This is a genomic window from Pseudomonas sp. 2FE (genome assembly GCF_005503735.1).
GTDB lineage: Bacteria > Pseudomonadota > Gammaproteobacteria > Pseudomonadales > Pseudomonadaceae > Aquipseudomonas.
The window spans coordinates 105,818-123,870 of the sequence record NZ_SCMO01000002.1 but is presented as its reverse complement, the minus strand read 5'-3'; the positions used below and the strand labels follow the sequence as shown (position 1 = coordinate 123,870).

The 18,053-nt window shown below is 63.4% G+C and carries 20 protein-coding genes; 5 read left to right on the top strand and 15 right to left on the bottom strand.

Annotated features, from left to right (window positions below; all coding sequences use genetic code 11):
* Nucleotides 1-142: 142 nt before the first annotated feature.
* Together trmB and FFS12_RS05685 are read left to right on the top strand one after the other, a co-directional pair.
* The gene (gene trmB, locus FFS12_RS05690) at nt 143-814 is read left to right on the top strand and encodes a tRNA (guanosine(46)-N7)-methyltransferase TrmB (RefSeq protein WP_218568617.1); all 672 of its coding nucleotides are present in this window, start codon (nt 143-145) and stop codon (nt 812-814) included.
* Nucleotides 815-1,068: 254 nt separating this feature from the next.
* Complete coding sequence (locus FFS12_RS05685) at nt 1,069-2,412, top strand: DUF1329 domain-containing protein (protein ID WP_137885941.1); 1,344 nt, start codon at nt 1,069-1,071, stop codon at nt 2,410-2,412.
* Between the two features lie 73 nt (nt 2,413-2,485).
* Here the strand turns inward: FFS12_RS05685 and FFS12_RS05680 are convergent, their stop codons facing one another.
* The 12 genes from FFS12_RS05680 to FFS12_RS05625 form a co-directional block, all read right to left on the bottom strand.
* Nucleotides 2,486-2,740 (bottom strand): hypothetical protein, encoded by a 255-nt coding sequence (locus tag FFS12_RS05680; RefSeq protein WP_137885940.1) that lies wholly within the window; start codon nt 2,738-2,740, stop codon nt 2,486-2,488.
* 46 nt (nt 2,741-2,786) lie between these two features.
* The gene (locus FFS12_RS05675; protein WP_137885939.1) at nt 2,787-3,110 is read right to left on the bottom strand and encodes a DUF3392 domain-containing protein; all 324 of its coding nucleotides are present in this window, start codon (nt 3,108-3,110) and stop codon (nt 2,787-2,789) included.
* A gap of 18 nt (nt 3,111-3,128) precedes the next feature.
* Nucleotides 3,129-4,319 carry a radical SAM family heme chaperone HemW gene (hemW, locus tag FFS12_RS05670; protein ID WP_137885938.1) on the bottom strand — a complete coding sequence of 397 codons (1,191 nt, stop codon included), beginning with the start codon at nt 4,317-4,319 and terminating at the stop codon, nt 3,129-3,131.
* Nucleotides 4,316-4,912, bottom strand: coding sequence for an RdgB/HAM1 family non-canonical purine NTP pyrophosphatase (gene rdgB / locus FFS12_RS05665; RefSeq protein ID WP_137885937.1), 597 nt, complete (start codon nt 4,910-4,912; stop codon nt 4,316-4,318). Before rdgB ends, hemW begins: the two co-directional genes overlap by 4 nt.
* On the bottom strand, nt 4,909-5,328 hold the full coding sequence (locus FFS12_RS05660; RefSeq protein ID WP_137885936.1) for a DUF4426 domain-containing protein: 420 nt from the start codon (nt 5,326-5,328) through the stop codon (nt 4,909-4,911). Before FFS12_RS05660 ends, rdgB begins: the two co-directional genes overlap by 4 nt.
* Before the next feature lie 42 nt (nt 5,329-5,370).
* Complete coding sequence (gene metW / locus FFS12_RS05655) at nt 5,371-5,991, bottom strand: methionine biosynthesis protein MetW (protein ID WP_137885935.1); 621 nt, start codon at nt 5,989-5,991, stop codon at nt 5,371-5,373.
* 8 nt (nt 5,992-5,999) lie between these two features.
* Complete coding sequence (locus tag FFS12_RS05650; protein WP_137885934.1) at nt 6,000-7,139, bottom strand: homoserine O-acetyltransferase; 1,140 nt, start codon at nt 7,137-7,139, stop codon at nt 6,000-6,002.
* A gap of 126 nt (nt 7,140-7,265) precedes the next feature.
* A complete protein-coding gene (locus FFS12_RS05645; protein ID WP_137885933.1) occupies nt 7,266-9,248 on the bottom strand; it encodes a dynamin-like GTPase family protein in 1,983 nt (660 codons plus the stop codon).
* Between the two features lie 180 nt (nt 9,249-9,428).
* The gene (locus FFS12_RS05640; RefSeq protein ID WP_137885932.1) at nt 9,429-9,731 is read right to left on the bottom strand and encodes a DUF167 domain-containing protein; all 303 of its coding nucleotides are present in this window, start codon (nt 9,729-9,731) and stop codon (nt 9,429-9,431) included.
* A 1-nt stretch (nt 9,732) separates the two neighbouring features.
* Entirely contained in the window at nt 9,733-10,326 is a 594-nt protein-coding gene (locus tag FFS12_RS05635; protein WP_137885931.1) for a YggT family protein, read from the bottom strand.
* A 9-nt stretch (nt 10,327-10,335) separates the two neighbouring features.
* Nucleotides 10,336-11,154: a pyrroline-5-carboxylate reductase gene (gene proC, locus FFS12_RS05630; protein WP_137885930.1), complete on the bottom strand. Its 819-nt coding sequence runs from the start codon at nt 11,152-11,154 to the stop codon at nt 10,336-10,338.
* A 52-nt stretch (nt 11,155-11,206) separates the two neighbouring features.
* Nucleotides 11,207-11,893, bottom strand: a complete 687-nt coding sequence (locus FFS12_RS05625; protein ID WP_137885929.1) for a YggS family pyridoxal phosphate-dependent enzyme — start codon at nt 11,891-11,893, stop codon at nt 11,207-11,209.
* A gap of 57 nt (nt 11,894-11,950) precedes the next feature.
* Here FFS12_RS05625 and pilT point away from each other — a divergent pair, with 57 nt between their 5' ends.
* Together pilT and FFS12_RS05615 are read left to right on the top strand one after the other, a co-directional pair.
* Nucleotides 11,951-12,985, top strand: a complete 1,035-nt coding sequence (pilT, locus tag FFS12_RS05620; protein WP_137819310.1) for a type IV pilus twitching motility protein PilT — start codon at nt 11,951-11,953, stop codon at nt 12,983-12,985.
* 132 nt (nt 12,986-13,117) lie between these two features.
* A complete protein-coding gene (locus tag FFS12_RS05615) occupies nt 13,118-14,263 on the top strand; it encodes a PilT/PilU family type 4a pilus ATPase (protein ID WP_137885928.1) in 1,146 nt (381 codons plus the stop codon).
* 72 nt (nt 14,264-14,335) lie between these two features.
* Here FFS12_RS05615 and FFS12_RS05610 read toward each other — a convergent pair whose 3' ends face one another.
* On the bottom strand, nt 14,336-14,932 hold the full coding sequence (locus FFS12_RS05610) for a C40 family peptidase (protein WP_137885927.1): 597 nt from the start codon (nt 14,930-14,932) through the stop codon (nt 14,336-14,338).
* 287 nt (nt 14,933-15,219) lie between these two features.
* Between FFS12_RS05610 and FFS12_RS05605 the strand changes: the two genes are divergently transcribed.
* On the top strand, nt 15,220-15,621 hold the full coding sequence (locus tag FFS12_RS05605; RefSeq protein WP_137885926.1) for a TM2 domain-containing protein: 402 nt from the start codon (nt 15,220-15,222) through the stop codon (nt 15,619-15,621).
* Nucleotides 15,622-15,676: 55 nt separating this feature from the next.
* On the opposite strand, the gene FFS12_RS05600 is transcribed toward FFS12_RS05605, so the two are convergent.
* On the bottom strand, nt 15,677-16,948 hold the full coding sequence (locus FFS12_RS05600; RefSeq protein ID WP_137885925.1) for a dihydroorotase: 1,272 nt from the start codon (nt 16,946-16,948) through the stop codon (nt 15,677-15,679).
* Nucleotides 16,948-17,958, bottom strand: coding sequence for an aspartate carbamoyltransferase catalytic subunit (locus tag FFS12_RS05595; protein ID WP_137819315.1), 1,011 nt, complete (start codon nt 17,956-17,958; stop codon nt 16,948-16,950). Before FFS12_RS05595 ends, FFS12_RS05600 begins: the two co-directional genes overlap by 1 nt.
* Nucleotides 17,959-18,053 lie beyond the last annotated feature (95 nt).

The window sequence follows — 18,053 nt, the reverse complement described above, 5'->3', positions numbered from 1 at the left end:
GGTGGGAGCCCGGGTGCCAGGGTGTATCTGGATAGCCGCCTACGCGGGTATGACGATGACTGCAGCGCAGCGTTAATTAAGTTAAGAGTTCGCCATGATCGAATCGCAACAGCCGTCCGCCCCGGCCGACGAAGAGCGCCATCTGCGCACCATCAAGAGTTTTGTCATGCGCGCCGGGCGGATGACGGACGGCCAACAACGCGGCCTCGACCAGGGCCTGCCGCGGTTTGGCCTGGAGCTGACGGCCGGGGCGGCGGATTTCGATGCGCTCTTCGGCCGTAGCGCGCCGCGGACTTTCGAGATCGGCTTCGGCATGGGCCATTCGCTGTTGGAGATGGCCGCCGCCGTGCCGGAGCAGGACTTCATCGGTGTCGAGGTGCACCGGCCGGGCGTCGGGGCGCTGCTCAATGGTTTGCTGACGCAGAACCTGAGCAACGTGCGCGTCTATCAGTGCGATGCCCTGGAGGTGCTGCGCAACTGCATCGCCGATGCCAGCCTGGATCGCCTGCTGCTGTTCTTTCCCGACCCGTGGCACAAGTCGCGCCACCATAAGCGTCGCATCGTGCAGCCGGAGTTCGCCCAGTTGGTGCGGCAGAAGCTGAAAGTCGGCGGTGTGCTGCATATGGCCACCGACTGGCAGCCCTATGCCGAGTACATGCTGGAGGTCCTGCAGGCGGCGCCGGGTTATCGCAACCAGGCGCAAGACGGCGGTTGCGTACCGCGTCCGCCAGAGCGCCCGACCACCAAGTTCGAGCGGCGTGGCGAACGCCTCGGCCACGGGGTCTGGGATCTGAAGTTTCAGCGCATCGACTGAGTCGATCGCGCGCGGTTATTTCTCTAGGGATTTGCACCTCGAATGGCTTTGGCGGCAGCGCCAGGGCTGCTCTTGGCGTGACCGGCAATAGCGCAGCACTGGCCGCTCGGCGGCGCAGGGATATTAAAAAAGACCGGCAGCAGCCGGCGCCAGGACGGCTCCTCACCACACCAAACGGCAACGACAAGGCTCGGTCTAGACTGGCCAGATAAATAAAAAACGGCGTGGTTTTGCTGCGCTGCGAGGAGAAAGCTGTGTTGAGAAGTATTGCAGTTCTGCTGCTGACGGTTTTTGCGCTGCAGGCGCAAGCCAAGGTCGATGCTGTCCAGGCCAGTCGCCTGAATGGCGATCTCACCCCGCTGGGCGGTGAGCGTGGCGCTAATGCCGCGGGCACTATCCCGGCCTGGGCGGGTGGTTTAGCGCAACCCATCGCCGGTTACCAAGCCGGCATGCACCATCCCGATCCCTATGCCGGCGATGCCGTGCAATATGTGGTCAACAGCAAGAACCTCGGCCAATACCAGGCGCTGTTGCCGCTGGGGCTGAAGACGCTGCTGGAGACCGACCCCGACTACTTCCTGCGGGTATTCCCCACTCGCCGCAGTGCGGCGGCGCCGCAACGCATCTATGACGCCACGCGTCTCAATGCGCTTAACGCCGAGCTGATTTCGGGTGGTAACGGCGTGCAGGGCGTTGCCGCCGGGGTTCCCTTCCCGCTGCCGCAAACGGGGCAGGAAGCCATCTGGAACCACATCATGCGTTACCGCGGCGAGCAGATTCACTTCGTCACCAATCAGGCGGCGGTACTCTCCAGCGGCGGTTACAACCTGCTCAAGCTCGAGCGCGACGTCTACTTCCGTTACGGTCGCGAGGGCGTCAGCCCGAAGGATCTGGATAACACCCTGTTCTTCTACAAGTACAAGGTGATCGCCCCGGCCAAGCTGTCGGGTTCGGCCCTGGTGGTGCAGGAAACCCTCGATCAGGTGCTGTCGATCCGTAAGGCCTGGCGCTTTAACCGGGGTGAGCGGCGCGTGCGGCGTCTGCCCATGCTGGCGTTCGATAGCCTGCAGCCGGATACCAATGGCATGGCCACCGCCGACATGGTCGACTCCTACAACGGCGCGCCGGATCGCTACGACTGGCAACTGCTCGGCAAGCAGGAACTGTTGGTGCCCTATAACAGCTACGCGGTGCACCAGAAAGGCATTCCCTACGCGAGCATTTTGCAAGCCAAGAGCGTCAACCCCGAGCTGCTGCGTTACGAGTTGCACCGCGTCTGGGTGGTCGAGGCGGCTCTACGCACGGGCTTCAGCCACCCTTACGCCAAGCGCCGCTTCTACCTGGATGAGGACAGCTGGCAGATCCTTGCGGTCGACCTCTACGACAAGAACGGCGAGCTGATTGGTCTGCAAGAGAGTCATCCGATCAGCTATTACGACGTGCCGATGTTTGGCAGCACCCTGGAGACCATCTACGACTTCCAGGGCCAGCGTTATTTCGCCGATGGCCTGGATAACAACGAGCCGATGTACGATTTCCACGCGCCGCTCAGCCCGGGCGACTTCACCCCGCAGGCGCTGCGTCGCGAAGGTAACTGAGGCCGCGTCGACTGAATGAAAAAACCGCCTCTCGAGGCGGTTTTTTTATGGCCGAGGGTTTGCGGTCGGGGCCTTAGTCGACCAGTTCGGCGCCAATGATGGTCGGTTCCGGCAGGGCTACGGGGGCGGGGCAGACTTGCAGATACTTGATGCTTTCCCGCGGGATGAGCAGCAGATCGCCATCCACCTGGATGCTGAGGAACGGCGACTCCAGCTGCTTGCGTAGGTTGCGGGCGATGCTGCCGGGGTCGTCACTTTGTTGCGGGAAGCGCAGGATCAGGCGCTGGCCGTCCTGGAAGTGCAGGTAGAGGTGTTTGAGTGGCTTCATGGTGTCTCCTGCTGGTGGCTATCGGCCGCCAGCAGGAGCCGTCAGCCTAGTTGCGATCCGCGATCACGCCGATCAGGAAGAAGACTAGTAGCAGTACCGGCGCCAGGCTGTAGTTATTGAAATACCCCAGCCCTTTGGCCAGCCAGGGGGTGAGAAACACCATCGCCAGGCCGTAGCCGAGCGCGCAGATCAGCACGAACAGCAGGGTGCGGAAGATGAAATTCAGCCCACCGAGGCGTTGCTGCACCCAGGCGTTGATCCCCGGGCCGAACAGCACCAGCAGGGTGGCCATGATGGCCAGGGCGATGTCGTACAGATGCCCGCGGCTCCAGCGCGACAAGGTGGCAATCAAGTCGAGTAGCAAATCCATCCGGTGTCCTTAGCCCGTTCAGGGCAGAAAGTGTTGCAGGAGGTCGTTAAGAAACAGCTGCCCTTCACGGGTTGCGACTAAGCGCGTGGGGTCGGCCAGGAGTAGGCCGCGGGCTTCGGCTGCGCGGCGCGCGCCGGCCAGTTCCGCCAGCGGCAGGCCGGTGCGTTGCGTGAATAGCTCGGCCGCCACGCCGTCCGTGAGGCGTAGCACATTCATCAAAAACTCGAACGGCAACTCCTCGCGGCCGAGTATCCGCTCGCCCGCCTGGAAGGCTTTGCCAGGGTCCAGGTAATCCTTCGGCAGGCGGGTTTTCCAGCTGCGGACGATCTGCCCATTCGGGCTGCTCAGTTTGGCATGCGCGCCGGCGCCGATGCCGAGGAAGTCGCCGAAGCTCCAGTAATTCAGGTTGTGCCGCGCGCGCAGGCCATCACGCGCGTAGGCGGAGACTTCATACTGCGCATAACCGTGCGCGGCCAGCAGCGCCTGGCCGGCTTCCTGGATATCCCACAGGGTGTCGTCTTCGGGCAGCGCCGGTGGCTGGTTCCAGAACACCGTGTTCGGTTCCAGGGTCAGTTGGTACCAGGACAGGTGGGTCGGCGCCAGGTCGATGGCCTGGCGCAGGTCGGCGAGGGCGTCGTCCAGGGATTGCTCGGGCAGGCCGTGCATCAGGTCCAGGTTGAAGTTGTCGAAGCCGGCACGGCGCGCCATGTCTGCCGCGCGGATCGCCTCAGCGCCGTCGTGGATGCGCCCCAGCGCCTTGAGTTTGGCTTCCTGGAAACTCTGTACGCCGATCGACAGGCGGTTGATGCCGAGCTGGCGGTAGGCTCGGAATTTGGCTTGTTCGAAGGTGCCGGGATTGGCCTCCAGGGTGATCTCGATAGCGCGGGCGAACTTGATCCGCTGTTCGACCCCGTCGAGCAAGCGGCCCAAGGCCTCGGCGCTGAACAGGCTGGGGGTGCCGCCGCCGAAGAAGATCGAGGTCAGCTCACGGCCGTGGACGTGCTGCAGATCCTGTTCGAGATCGGCCAGCAGCGCATCGACATAGGCCGTTTCCGGCAGCTCGGGGCTGGCGGCATGGGAGTTGAAGTCGCAGTACGGGCATTTGCGCACGCACCAGGGGATGTGGATGTAGAGGGCCAGCGGCGGCAATTGCAGCAACCCTGCGCCCTCGGCCGAACGCGGAGGGACGATCAACCCGCGCTCGGTCATGCCAGCCCCAGACGCTGACGCAGCAGCGCCATGGCGCGGGCGCGGTGGCTCAACTGGTTCTTTTCGACGGGAGACAGTTCGGCACTGGAGCAGTCGCGCTCGGGCACCCAGAACAGCGGGTCGTAACCGAAGCCCTGTTCGCCCCGCGGCTCTTCCAGGATGCGGCCGTGCCAGAGGCCTTCGCAGATGATCGGCAGCGGATCATCGGCATGCCGCACCAGCGCCAGGGCGCAGACGAACTGCGCGCCGCGCTCGGCTGGCGGCACGCCTCGCAGGGCGGCCAGCAGCTTGGCGTTGTTCGCCGCATCACCTTGACCCTCGGCATAGCGGGCCGAGTGGATGCCCGGGGCGCCGCCGAGGGCGTCCACCGCCAGGCCCGAATCGTCGGCCAGGGCCGGCAGGCCGGAGACTCTGGCGGCGTTACGGGCTTTGAGAATGGCGTTCTCGATGAACGACAGGCCGGTCTCTCGCGGTTCCAGGCTGCTGAACTCGCCCACCGAGCGTACGCGGATGGCGTCCCCGAGCAGGGCTTGGAGTTCTTTAAGTTTGCCGGCGTTGTGGCTGGCCAGTACCAGTTGGGTGAAAAGCATCATTCGTCGGGGAAAAACTCTTGGCTGAAATCGAGGCTGTTGGTCGCGCCGTCGCCGGCTTGCACCTTGATGCTGAAGCGCAGCACTTCCTGCTGGTCGAAGGGGAACTGCGCCAGGTAGTAGATGGCGCCGCTTTCATTGACCTGCTTGAAGGTCAGGGTGCGCACCATGCCGAGCAGGTTCTTGACCTCGCCGCTGACCTTGGCTGTGCTGGCCTTGCCGGCTTTCAGCACGGCGATATTGAGCACTCCCAGGGTCTTGCTGCGGGTCAGGCCGGCCGCCGCCGCGATATCGGGCTGCAGGATGCCGGAGTTGAAGGCGCTGTAATGCACATCCAGGTCTCCGAAGCTTTGCTTGCGTTCGGCTGCGACGGGCAGGGCCAGGCACAGGGCGAGGATGAATAGAGCGAAGCGGCGCATGATGGCTCTCCTTAAACTTATGGGCCTCGAGGCGGCAGGCAGTTAAACGGCGCTGCGCTGATCCGGCACGCCGGGGCCGCTGACGCGATAGATGCCGATCTCACCTAATAGATTAGGCCAAACCCGGCGGGTCCAGCCGTGTCTGTGCTGGTGATCCACCGCCAGACGGTCGAGCACTCGCACCTTGCGCTCGCGGCACAGCGCCTCGAAGTCCTGGAAGGTGCAGAAGTGGATGTTCGGCGTGTTGTACCAGGTGTACGGCAGGAACTCGGAAACCGGCATCCGGCCTTTGCTGGCCAAGTACCAACGGCAACGCCAGTGGCCGAAGTTGGGGAAGGTGATGATGCATTGGCGGCCGACCCGCAGCATCTCTTCGAGGATCTTGTCCGGGTATTGCACGGCCTGCAGGGCCTGGGTCATCACCACCACATCGAAGCTGTTGCTGGCGAAGTTGCCGAGGCCCTTGTCCAGATCCTGCTCGATGACGTTGATGCCCTTACGCACACACTCGGCGATATTCTCCGGGTCGATTTCCAGGCCATAGCCGCTGACCTGCTTGTGGTCACGCAGCCAGGCGAGCAGCTCGCCGTCGCCGCAACCGAGGTCGAGCACCCGGCTGCCGGCGGGTATCCAGTCTTGGATGATGTCCAGATCGGCTCTCACGGGAATCCTTAGATGCTGATGCGGTTCATGTAACTGCCGAAGGCGTGCAGGTAGCGCGCAATCGGCATGAGGAAGGCGTCATGCCCTTGCGGCGCATCGACTTCCAGGTAGCAGACGTTCTTGCGCGCGGCCATCAGCGCGTCGACGATTTCGCGCGAGCGCGCCGGCGAGAAGCGCCAGTCGGTGGTGAAGGAGATCACGCAGAAATCGGCCTTGACCCCTGCCAGGGTCTTGGCCAGGTCGCCGTCATGGGCCGCCGCCGGGTCGAAGTAGTCCAGCGCCTTGGTCATCAGCAGGTAGGTGTTGGCGTCGAAGCGCCCGGAAAACTCCTCGCCTTGGTAGCGCAGGTAGCTTTCCACCTGGAATTCCACGCTGTGGAAGTCGTAGTTGAGTTTCTCGCTCTTCAGGCCGCGGCCGAATTTCTCGCCCATGGCGTCATCCGACAGGTAGGTGATGTGGCCGACCATGCGCGCCAGCATCAGCCCGCGCTTGGGGATCACGCCCTGTTCCTGGAAGTGCCCGCCGTGGAACTCCGGATCGGAGAGGATCGCCTGACGCGCCACTTCGTTGAAGGCGATGTTCTGCGCCGAGAGTTTCGGCGCCGAAGCGATCGCCAGGCAGTGGCGAATCCGTTCGGGGTAGCTGATGGCCCACTGCAGGGCCTGCATGCCGCCGAGGCTGCCGCCGACCACCGCGGCCCATTGCCCGATACCGAGCCGGTCGGCCAGCAGCGCCTGGCTGTGCACCCAGTCCTCCACTGTCAGCACTGGGAAGTCCGCGCCGTAAGGCTTGCCGCTGGCCGGGTTGAGGCTGGAGGGGCCGGTCGAGCCGTTGCAGCCGCCGAGGTTGTTTAGGCTGACGACGAAGAATCTGCGGGTGTCGATGACCTTGCCGGGGCCGATACAGCTGTCCCACCAGCCGGGTTTGCGCTCGTCCAGGCTGTGGTAGCCGGCGGCATGATGGTGACCGGAGAGGGCGTGGCAGATCAGCACCGCGTTGCTGCGCGCAGCGTTCAGTTCGCCGTAGGTCTCGTAGACCAGCTGGTAGTCGGCCAGGCTGCGGCCACAGGCCAGCGCCAGCGGCTCGGCAAAGTGCGCGACCTGGGGCGTGATCAGACCGACGGAGTCTGCGGGAAAGGCGGTGGGCATCGACCCTGCTCTCGCTGAAAGGAGGCGTCAGTCTAAAGAGCACCGCCCCAGGCGGCAAGCGCATGGGGCGATGGGGCAAGGCCTTGAAATGCCAGGCCTATCGCCGGCCCATGGTTTACCTCGGGCTCAATCGACCGTGCTGTGCTGGCGGCTGGCGAGCGGCAGCGTGACCACCTTGCCCAGGCGCTGGATCGGTGCGGGGCGGCGCAAGGTGCGCAGCATCTCGTTGGCCTGACTCAACTGCTGTTCCAGCTCCTGGGTATAGCGCTGCATGTGCTGGCCGCGCAGGCGTGCCTGCTGGGTGTCTTGGGCCAGCGCCTTGAGCCGCAGCATATGGGTTTCCAGCAGTTGCTTGTGCTCCAGGGTGTGCTGCATCAGGGGCATCAGCGCATCGCTGGCCCATTGCTCGGTCTCCTGGCGCAGACGTTGGTGCAGGCCGATGACTTCCTGCACCTGGGTGGCGAAGAAGCGTCGGGTCAGGCTGCGTTGCTCGGTCAGCAGGGTCTTCAGGTGCAGGCGGAACTGATCGGCCTTGTCCTGCTGTTGCTGCAGTTCGCGCAGGTAGCGTTTGACGTTGAACTGCGGCGCGTCCACCCCGTGCAGTGGATTCTCTTCGTTGTGCCGGCGGTAGATGGCGGCGACCATCTTGTTGGCCATCTCGGCTTCTTGCCCGAGGTTCTGCAGGTCGCCCTCTATCGAACGGAAGAAATGCAGAATGGCCTGGTTGATGCCGAGGGTGGTCCAACTGCCGGTGAGGTTCTTGCGCACCTTGAGCAGATGTTCCTCCAGGCGCTCGGGACGCGCCGCGGCACGCAGCAGATCGCCCTGGCGCTTGAGCAGGCGCTGGTTGGTCTTCAGTCCGAGCAGGCGCCGATGGTGCTGGCTGTGATCGTCCTTGGTCTTGGCGGTCAGTTCGAACAGCAGCTGGCCGTTGTCCTGCTGGTGGTTGGCCAGCAGGCTTTGTTGCTCGCGGACTTTTCCCAGGCGCAGATTGAGCAGGTGCTGGCTGTTTTGCAGCAGGGCCAGCACCTGATTGACCACGCGCTCTTCGAGCAGGCGCTCCTTCTGCGCGACGATGCGCTCGCACAGCAGGTTTTCCAGGTCGCCGATCTGGCTGCGCGTGAGCAGTGGCTGATCCTTGCGCACTTTGGCCAGCAGGGCCTGTTTGGCCGACAGCGGCAGCACGTCCGCGCGGGCGATGCCGAGCTGTTTGGCGGTCGCCGCCTGGATCTGCTGGATGGCATTGTGCACGAAGGTGTCGCCGGCCAGGTCGTCCCACAGCACGTCGATCTTGTTCAGCACGGCGAACAGGCTGGTCTGGGTGTCCTCGTCGAGCTGGCGGATGTGCGTCTGCCAGACGGCCATGTCGCTGGCGGTCACCCCAGTATCGGCGGACAGCAGGAAGATGATCGCCTGGGCGCTGGGCAGCATCGACAGGGTCAGCTCGGGTTCGCTGCCGAGGGCGTTCAAGCCGGGGGTGTCGAGGATGCGCAGGCCTTGGCGCAGCAGCGGGTGGTCGAAGTTGACGATGGCATGGCGCCAGGCGGGCACCAACACCTGGTCGGGCTTGCCGGCGCTTTCCAGCATGTCCGGGTGGAAGCCCAGCTGAATCGCCTGTTCCACCGGCATGGGTTTGGTCTTCGCGACTTGGGTGAAGGCCTGCACCATATTGTCGGGATCGCTGATATCCAGCGGGATGTTCACCCAATGCCGGGGAATGCGCTTGAACTGGGCGATGCTGGCCTCGGCCAGGCGCGTTTCGATCGGCAGTAGACGAATATAGGAGCGTTCCGAGCGCGGGTCGAAGAACAGCTCGGTCGGGCACATGGTGGTGCGCCCGGCGTGCGACGGCAGCATGCGCTGGCCGTATTCGGAGAAGAACAGGCTGTTGATCAGCTCGGTCTTGCCGCGGGAGAACTCGCCGATAAAGGCCAGGGTGATGTGGTCGGTGCGCAGCAGGCGCAGTGCGCCCTCGAGCTTGGCCTCCACGGCCTCGGAGGTGAGGCGGTTAGTGGCCAGCCAACTGCGATAGCGGGTGATCTCGCGCATCAACTCGCGCTTCCAGGTGACGTAAGCGCTCACCTGTTGACTGAGACGTTCCATGCTCATCCGTGCTCTCCTTTCGGCAACGCATCCTGCGGGTCATTAAGGAAGATCAGTACACAGCGGCCGAGCAAGCTCTGGTGAGCCGCTGAGCGACATCCTCGCTTGCGCCGAACGCAAGGCATATGGCCGCTTGCCACTGTGGTGCATTATGCGGGTCGTGGCGCGCGCGTCAATCAGGCGGGCTCAGCGGCCCGTCTTAAGGTCGGTCAGCCCGAGCTCGGGCGGGAGGCGCTTGGGGTTGTGGATGCGCACGCGCTTCTGCCGGTTCAGCTCGCCACTTTCCAGGCTGACCTGGCGCTTGGCGACGCCGAAGGCACTGGCGAGAAAGGCCAGCAAGTGCGCATTGGCCTTACCTTCCACCGGCGGGGCGGTGAGGCGAATCTTCAACCGCTCGCCATGCAGCCCGGCGAACTCGTCGCAACTGGCCTTGGGCTGCAGGTGGCAGTCGAGGAGCAGGTCATCGCCATCCCAACGGTAGAACGGCATCTCAGAGGAAGGGGCTGAGGATCGGCGGCATGCCGGTGGCGATCGCCAGCTTGCCGAGGACGAATCGGTCGATCAGGTTCAGTGCGATAAAGGCGAAGATCGGCGAGATATCCAGGCCGCCCATGCTCGGCAGGATGCGCCGGATCGGCATCAGCAGCGGCTCGCAGATCTGATTGACCAGCTGGGCGCCCGGATTGTGGCTGCCTTGGGCGACCCAGGAGAGGATCACGCTGACGATTAGGGCGAAGAAGAACACCTTGAGGAGCAGCGAGGTGACGCTGATGACCGACCAGACCAGCAACTGCAGCAGATAGTCGCCGATGCCGTAACCCATCAGGACCAGGGTGACGATCAGCAGCAGCAACTGCACCAGGATCGCCAGCACCAGCGAGGCCATATCCAGCCCGCCGAAGCCCGGAATGATCCGCCGCAGTGGCTTGAGCAGTGGCTGGGTGGCGCGCACGATGAACTGGCTGAGCGGGTTATAGAAGTCGGCGCGCACCAGTTGCAGGATGAAGCGCAACAGCACGATCAGCAGGTACAGGCTGCCGAGCGTCTGGATGATGTAGATGAGGGCTTCGATGAATCCGGACATTAATGGCTCCTATTGACCCAGTTGTTCGGCCAGTTCGGCGGAACGCCGTGCGGCGGCGTTGAGTGCCTGTTCGACCAGGGCCTCGAAGCCACCGGCCTGGAGGGCCTTGATCGCCGCCTCGGTCGTGCCGGCGGGCGAGGTGACGCGGCGGCGCAACTCGGCGGCCTCGACCTCGCTGCTGACGGCCATACGCGCAGCCCCCAGCGCCGTTTGCAGGGTCAGCTGGGCGGCCGTGGCGCGCGGCAGGCCGAGCTTCTCGCCGGCCGCTGTCATCGCCTCGATCAGCAGGAAGAAATACGCCGGGCCGCTGCCGGAGACGGCGGTCACCGCGTCGATCAGCTGTTCCTCGTCCAGCCACAGTGCCACACCGACCGCCGCGAGCAGTTGCTCGGCCTGTTGGCGTTGCGCCGCGGACACCAGCGCGTTGGCGTACAGGCCGCTGGCGCCCTGGCGCAGCAGTGCCGGGGTGTTCGGCATGCAGCGCACTATTGGCTGGGCGCCCAACCAGTTCTGCAGGCTGGCGCAGGTGATGCCGGCGGCGATGGAGACAATCAATTGCGTGCCGCTGAGGCTCGGCGCCAGGGCTTGGCAGACGGTTTTCATGGCTTGCGGCTTGACGGCCAGGACTATCACGTCCGCGCCCTGGATGGCCTCGGCGTTATCGGCAACGACTGCAATACCGTACTCGGCGGCAATCTTGGCGCGTTTCTCGGCGCCTGGGTCGCTGGCACGGATACGCGCGGCCTCCATGCCTTGGGCGCGTAGGCCGCCGATCAGGCTGGCGGCCATGTTGCCGGCGCCGATAAAAGCAATGCGGGTATCGCTCATAAAATGCTTCCTTTATTAAGGTTGGGGCAGCCCAGGCTAGGGGTTGGCCGATTCATCGGTGGCTGTAGTCGCGGGCGCCAAACAGGGCCGTGCCAATCCGCACCCAGCTGGCGCCTTCGGCAATCGCGGCTTCCAGATCGTGGCTCATGCCCATGGAGAGGGTGTCGAGTTCCAGGTTCAGGCTGGCCTGCAGCGCTCGTACTTGGGCGAAGGCCGCATGCTGCGCGGCGAGATCCTCGGTCGGTTCGGGAATGGCCATCAGTCCGCGCAGTTTAAGCCGTGGCAACTTCGCGACCGCGGCCGCTAGCGCCGGTAAATCCTCGGGAGCACAGCCGGATTTGCTTGCCTCGCCGCTGACATTGACCTGCAAGCAGATATTCAGTGGCGGTAGCTGTGGCGGACGCTGTTCAGACAGGCGTTGTGCAATCTTGAGCCGGTCGACCGAATGTACCCAGCTGAAATGCTCGGCGATGGCTTTGGTCTTGTTCGACTGAATGGGGCCGATGAAATGCCAAATCAAGGGCAAATCGCTCAGCTCGGCCTGTTTGCCCAGGGCCTCCTGCAGGTAGTTTTCACCAAAGTCGTGCAGGCCTGCCGCGCAGGCTTCACGGATGGCTTGCGCCGGCTTGGTTTTACTCACTGCCAATAGGCCGATCGCCGCGTAATCGCGCTGCGAGGCTTGCGCCGCCTCACGGATACGCTCACCGACCTTTGCAATATTCTCTGCTATCGTGGACATTACCTGCGCCAGCCGCCTAGGGTCTGCGGCATTCTACCTTTGTCTTTAGGGAGTTCCATGGATATCACCGAGCTGCTTGCCTTCAGCGCCAAGCAAGGCGCTTCAGACCTGCACCTCTCTGCTGGTTTGCCGCCGATGATTCGGGTCGACGGCGATGTGCGGCGAATCAATTTACCCGCCCTGGATCATAAGCAGGTGCATGCGCTGATCTACGACATCATGAATGACAAGCAGCGTAAGGATTTCGAGGAGTTTCTCGAGACCGACTTCTCCTTCGAAGTCCCCGGTGTCGCGCGCTTCCGGGTCAACGCCTTCAACCAGAACCGCGGTGCCGGTGCGGTATTTCGGACCATTCCGTCCAAGGTGCTGTCCATGGAAGACCTGGGCATGGGCGAGATCTTCAAGAAGATTTCCGATGTGCCGCGTGGCCTGGTCTTGGTCACCGGGCCGACCGGTTCGGGCAAGTCGACCACGCTGGCGGCGATGCTCGACTATCTGAATAGCACCAAATATCACCATATTCTCACCGTTGAAGACCCGATCGAATTCGTTCACGAGTCGAAAAAGTGCCTGATCAACCAGCGGGAAGTGCATCGCGATACCCTCGGCTTCTCCGAAGCGCTGCGTTCGGCACTGCGGGAAGACCCGGACATCATCCTGGTCGGTGAGATGCGCGACCTGGAAACCATCCGTCTGGCGCTGACCGCCGCGGAAACCGGGCACCTGGTGTTCGGTACCCTGCACACCACCTCGGCCGCCAAGACCATCGACCGGGTGGTCGACGTATTCCCGGCGGAAGAGAAGTCCATGGTCCGCTCCATGCTGTCCGAGTCGCTGCAGTCGGTGATCTCGCAAACCCTGATCAAGAAGGTCGGCGGTGGTCGAGTGGCCGCCCACGAGATCATGATCGGCACCCCGGCGATCCGTAACCTGATCCGCGAAGACAAGGTCGCGCAGATGTATTCGGCGATCCAGACAGGTGGTTCGCTGGGCATGCAGACCCTCGACTCCTGTCTCAAGGGCTTGGTGGCCAAGGGCTTGATCACCCGCGATAACGCCCGGGAAAAATCCAAGACCCCAGAAAATTTCTGATCCGTATCCGCCCCGCTAGGTGGCAGGGCGGGTTACGTCGGTTGCGGTACACGCTCGCAATCGACTCGCCCTTCGGGCTGGCGGTACCTGCAAGACTGCCGTGAGTGAGTCGCGTGATAGGCGAGAGAGTCCATGGAATTCGAAAAACTGCTGCGTTTGATGATGGAAAAGGGAGGCTCCGACCTGTTTATTACGGCGGGTGTGCCGCCGTCGATGAAGGTCAATGGCAAGATCATGCCGGTGACCAAGACCCCCCTGTCGCCAGAGCAGGCCCGTGAAATCGTACACTCGGTGATGAACGAGCAGCAACGTCGGGACTTTGCCGAAAACCATGAATGCAACTTCGCCATCAGTGCGCGCGGTATCGGCCGCTTCCGGGTCAGTGCCTTCTATCAGCGCAACCTGGCGGGGATGGTGCTGCGGCGCATCGAGACCAATATTCCGACTCTGGACGATCTCAAGCTGCCGGAAGTGCTGAAGAAGCTGGCGCTGACCAAGCGTGGGCTGGTGTTGTTCGTCGGCGCGACCGGTACCGGTAAGTCGACCTCGCTGGCGGCGATGATCGGTTACCGCAACAAGAACAGCAGCGGCCACATCATTTCCATCGAAGACCCGATCGAATACATCCACCAGCACCAGAGCTGTATCGTCACTCAGCGCGAAGTGGGGATCGATACCGAGTCCTTCGAGGTGGCGCTGAAGAACACCCTGCGCCAGGCCCCCGACGTGATCCTGATCGGTGAGGTGCGCACCCGCGAGACCATGGATCACGCCGTGGCGTTCGCCGAAACCGGCCACTTGTGCCTGGCCACCTTGCACGCCAACAACGCCAACCAGGCGCTGGATCGGATCATCAACTTCTTTCCGGCCGACCGGCAGAGTCAGGTGTGGATGGACTTGTCGCTGAACCTCAAGGCCATCGTCGCCCAGCAACTGGTGCCGACCCCGGATGGAAAGGGCCGGCGCGCGGTGATCGAAGTGCTGATCAACACCCCGCTGGCGGCCGACTTGATCCGCAAAGGTGAGGTGCACGAGCTGAAGGCCTTGATGAAACGCTCGACCGAACTGGGCATGCAGACCTTCGATCAGGCGCTCTATCAGCTGTATACCCAGGGCGAGATCACCTATGAAGATGCGCTGGCCTATGCCGACTCGGCCAACGACCTGCGCTTGATGATCAAGCTCGGTTCGGAGACCGATGGCGAGCATCTGACCAGCATTTCTCAGGGCCTGTCGCTGGAGACCAGCGAGGAAGATACCGGCCGGCGTTTCCGCTAAGCCGCCGGGTAAGCCGCGGGCGGCGTGGGTTTTCCTGTTCGCGTTGGCTTGCCCTTGGCCGGGATGGCGCCCTCAGCGCTGACTGAGGCGCAGCTGCGAGCCGCTGGCGGGCTCGCTGTTCGGCAGTACGCGCTTGGCCAGCACGTAGTGGCGTTTCCAGTAGGGTTTGTTCAGGGTGTCGATGGTGACGCTTTTGCCGCGGCGTGGCGCATGAATGAACCGATCGTTGCCGAGGTAGATCGCGACATGGTTGACCTTGCGGCTTCTGATGTTGAAGAACAGCAGGTCACCCGGTTCGAGTTCGTCCCGCGAGACTTTTAGCCCGTCGGCGCGCGACATGGCGTTGGACGTGCGGGGGAGATCCACCTCGTCGATATTGTCGAAGGCGTATTTGACCAGGCCGCTGCAGTCGAAACCTTTTTCCGGTGTGCTGCCACCCCAGCGGTAGCGGATGCCGAGGGCGTTTACCGCGCGGCTCAAGACGTTGCTGCTGTGCTCGGCCGCCAGCGCCGAGGGGGACGGTTTGTGCGTGCTGCGGCTGCTGGCCGAATAGGCTTTGACCGTGTGTCCGGTGGAGCCGGCAGGCAGCGGCTGATAGCGGTTAGTCGCTTGCGCGGCGAGTGGCAAAGCAAGGCAAATGGTTAGCCATGTCAGGTAAATCAAACGCATTTGGCAGGGCTCGTGGTTGGAGGCGCGCAACTTTATAACAGTTTTTTTGCACATTTTTTGACCATTGGTCGATTAGAACTCGTGTCCAATAGCCGAATCAGTGCGACAAAATGCCGCTTTTTACGGTGTTTTGAGTGAGGAAACCTGCCTCTGCGGTTGCCAGAATGGTGGTTGGGATACGCTCAGGCAAGCCGGGTCAGGCCGCCTGCTGTAGGCGTTCCAGTACCGATAAATCTGCGTTGGATTCAGCGCTCAGAACAGCATCAGCCATCTGCCAGGAGGCAATCATGGACGTACGTCAGGATACCCACAGTAAGGTCATAGGTTATCTGTTGTGGATCTTCGGTTTCCTCGGCGCGCACCGTTTCTATTACGGTAAGCCGGTGACCGGAACCATCTGGTTCTTCACCCTCGGCCTGTTGTTCATCGGCTGGATCATCGATCTGTTCCTGATCCCTTCGATGGATCGCGAGGCAGATTTGCGTTTCAACGCTGGGGAGACGGACTACAACGTCGCCTGGATTCTGCTGACCTTTCTCGGTGTGTTCGGTGTGCATCGCATGTATCAAGGCAAGTGGATCAGCGGAATCCTCTACCTGCTCACCGGCGGTTTCTTCCTGCTTGGGGTGCTCTACGATTTCTGGACGCTGAACGAGCAGGTCTCGGTGCGTAACGCTCAGCGCGGCTAAATAGGCCGTGCAGAAAAAGCCCGCCGATTGGCGGGCTTTTTCTGCACGGGTGGACTCAGGCCTGGTAGCTGATATGCCCATCCACCAGGGTGTAGCGCACGGAACCCGGCAGGCAGTGGCCGATGAACGGGCAGTTCTCACCCTTGGAGTACCAGGTTTCACCGGCCAGGGTCGAAGCCTGGGGGTCGAATAGCACCAGGTCGGCGGGCTGCCCGACGGCCAGTCGGCCCGCGGGCAGGCGTAGAGCCTGGGCGGGGCCGATGCTGAGGCGGGCCAGCAGGGTCGGCAGATCCAGCAGGCCGTCCTGCACCAGGCTCAGTGCCAGCGGCAGCAGCAGTTCGACGCTGCTGATGCCGGGCTCGGTGGCGCCGAACGGCGCCAGCTTGGCGTCCGCCTCATGGGGCTGGTGATGGCTGGCGATGGCCTGGATCACCCCGGACCTCACGGCGGCGCGCAGGCCGTCACGGTCGGCGCCGGTGCGCAGCGGCGGCTGCACATGGTAGAGGCTGGAGAAGTCGATCAGCGCCTCATCCGTGAGAATAAGCTGATACAGCGCGACATCCGCGGTGACCGGCAGGCCGCGGGCTTGCGCCTCGGCGATCAGCTGGGCGCCGCGCGCGCTGGTCAGTTGGCTGAAGTGCGCGCGCACGCCGGTTTGCTCGACCAGCAGCAGGTCGCGGGCCAAGGCGACGGTCTCGGCGCTTTCCGGGATGCCCGGCAGGCCGAGAAAGCTGGCGGTCGCCCCTTCGTGGGCCAGACCACCTTCGGCCAGGTCGTGATCTTGCGAGTGGAACACCACGCACAGGTCGAAGGTCGCCGCGTACTCCAGGGCGCGGCGCAGGGTGCGGTTATTCTTGAAGCTGTCCAGGCCATTGCCGAAGGCCACGCAACCGGCGTCGCGCAGGGCGACCAGTTCGGCCAACTGCTCGCCGGCCAGGCCCTTGCTCAGTGCGCCGATCGGGAACACCTTGGTGTGGCCGGCGGCGCGGGCGCGGTCGAGGATCAGTTCGGCGACGGCCGGCGTATCCAGAATCGGTCGAGTGAGCGGCGGGCAGCACAGGCTGGTGATGCCACCGGCCGCTGCGGCGAGGGTCTCGCTGGCGATGCTGCCTTTGCGGCTGTAGCCAGGCTCGCGCAGCGCGACACTGAGATCGACCAGGCCGGGTGCGGCGACCAGGCCTTGTGCGTCGATACTCTGTTCGGCCACGAAACCGGCTGGCGCCTGGCCAATTGCGGCGATTTTACCGTCTTGCAGGTACAGGTCGCTGAGCTGATCCAGTCCGCTGGCCGGGTCGATCACGCGGGCGCCGAGGATAACGATGCGCATCAGTTCTGCTCCTCGGCGTCTTGATTGAGTTGGCGCTGGGCGTTCTGTCCGCTCATGGCCATGGACAGCACCGCCATGCGGATGGCAATGCCGTAGGTGACTTGATTGAGGATCACCGACTGCGGGCCATCGGCCACCGCCGACTCGATCTCCACACCTCGGTTGATGGGGCCGGGGTGCATGACCAGGGCATCCGGCTTGGCCAGCTTCAAGCGCTCACTGGTCAGGCCGTAGAGGCGGTAGAACTCGCCCTCGCTGGGCAGCAGGCCGCCGGTCATGCGTTCACGCTGCAGGCGCAGCATGATGACCACGTCGACGTCCTTCAGGCCTTCGGCGAGGTCGGTGAACACGCGCACGCCGTATTGCTCGATACCGACCGGTAGCAGGGTTTTCGGTGCGATCACGCGGATGTCCGGGCAGCCGAGGGTCTTCAGCGCCAGCATGTTCGAGCGCGCCACCCGCGAATGCAGGATATCGCCGACTATCGCCACCGAGAGGTTTTCAAAGTCGCCCTTGTGCCGACGGATGGTCAGCATGTCGAGCATGCCCTGGGTCGGGTGCGCATGGCGGCCGTCACCACCGTTGATGATCGCCCTGTTTGGGCAGACATGCTCGGCGATAAAATGTGCGGCGCCGGAGTCGGCGTGGCGGACCACGAAGATGTCGGCGGCCATCGCTTCCAGGTTGCGCAGGGTGTCGAGCAGCGTCTCGCCCTTGCTGGTCGATGAAGTGGAGACGTTCAGCGTGATCACGTCCGCGGACAGCCGCTGGGCCGCCAGCTCGAAGGTGGTGCGGGTGCGCGTGGAGTTCTCGAAGAACACATTGCACACGGTCTTGCCGCGCAGTAGCGGGACTTTTTTCACCGCGCGGGCGCCGACTTCGAGGAACGAGTCGGCGGTGTCGAGGATTTCGGTCAGCAGCTCACGCGGCAGGCCGTCGAGCGTGAGGAAGTGGCGTAGCTGGCCCTGATCGTTGAGCTGCAGCGGGCGCTTGGCATCTGTCGGTGTCATCGCGGGGTTCTCAAAGCTGTTTGCAAAGTGTCTGCGCTCGGTGATGCTGCGTTAAAAATGGCTTCGGACTGCTCATTTACAGCGTGTAAACTCCG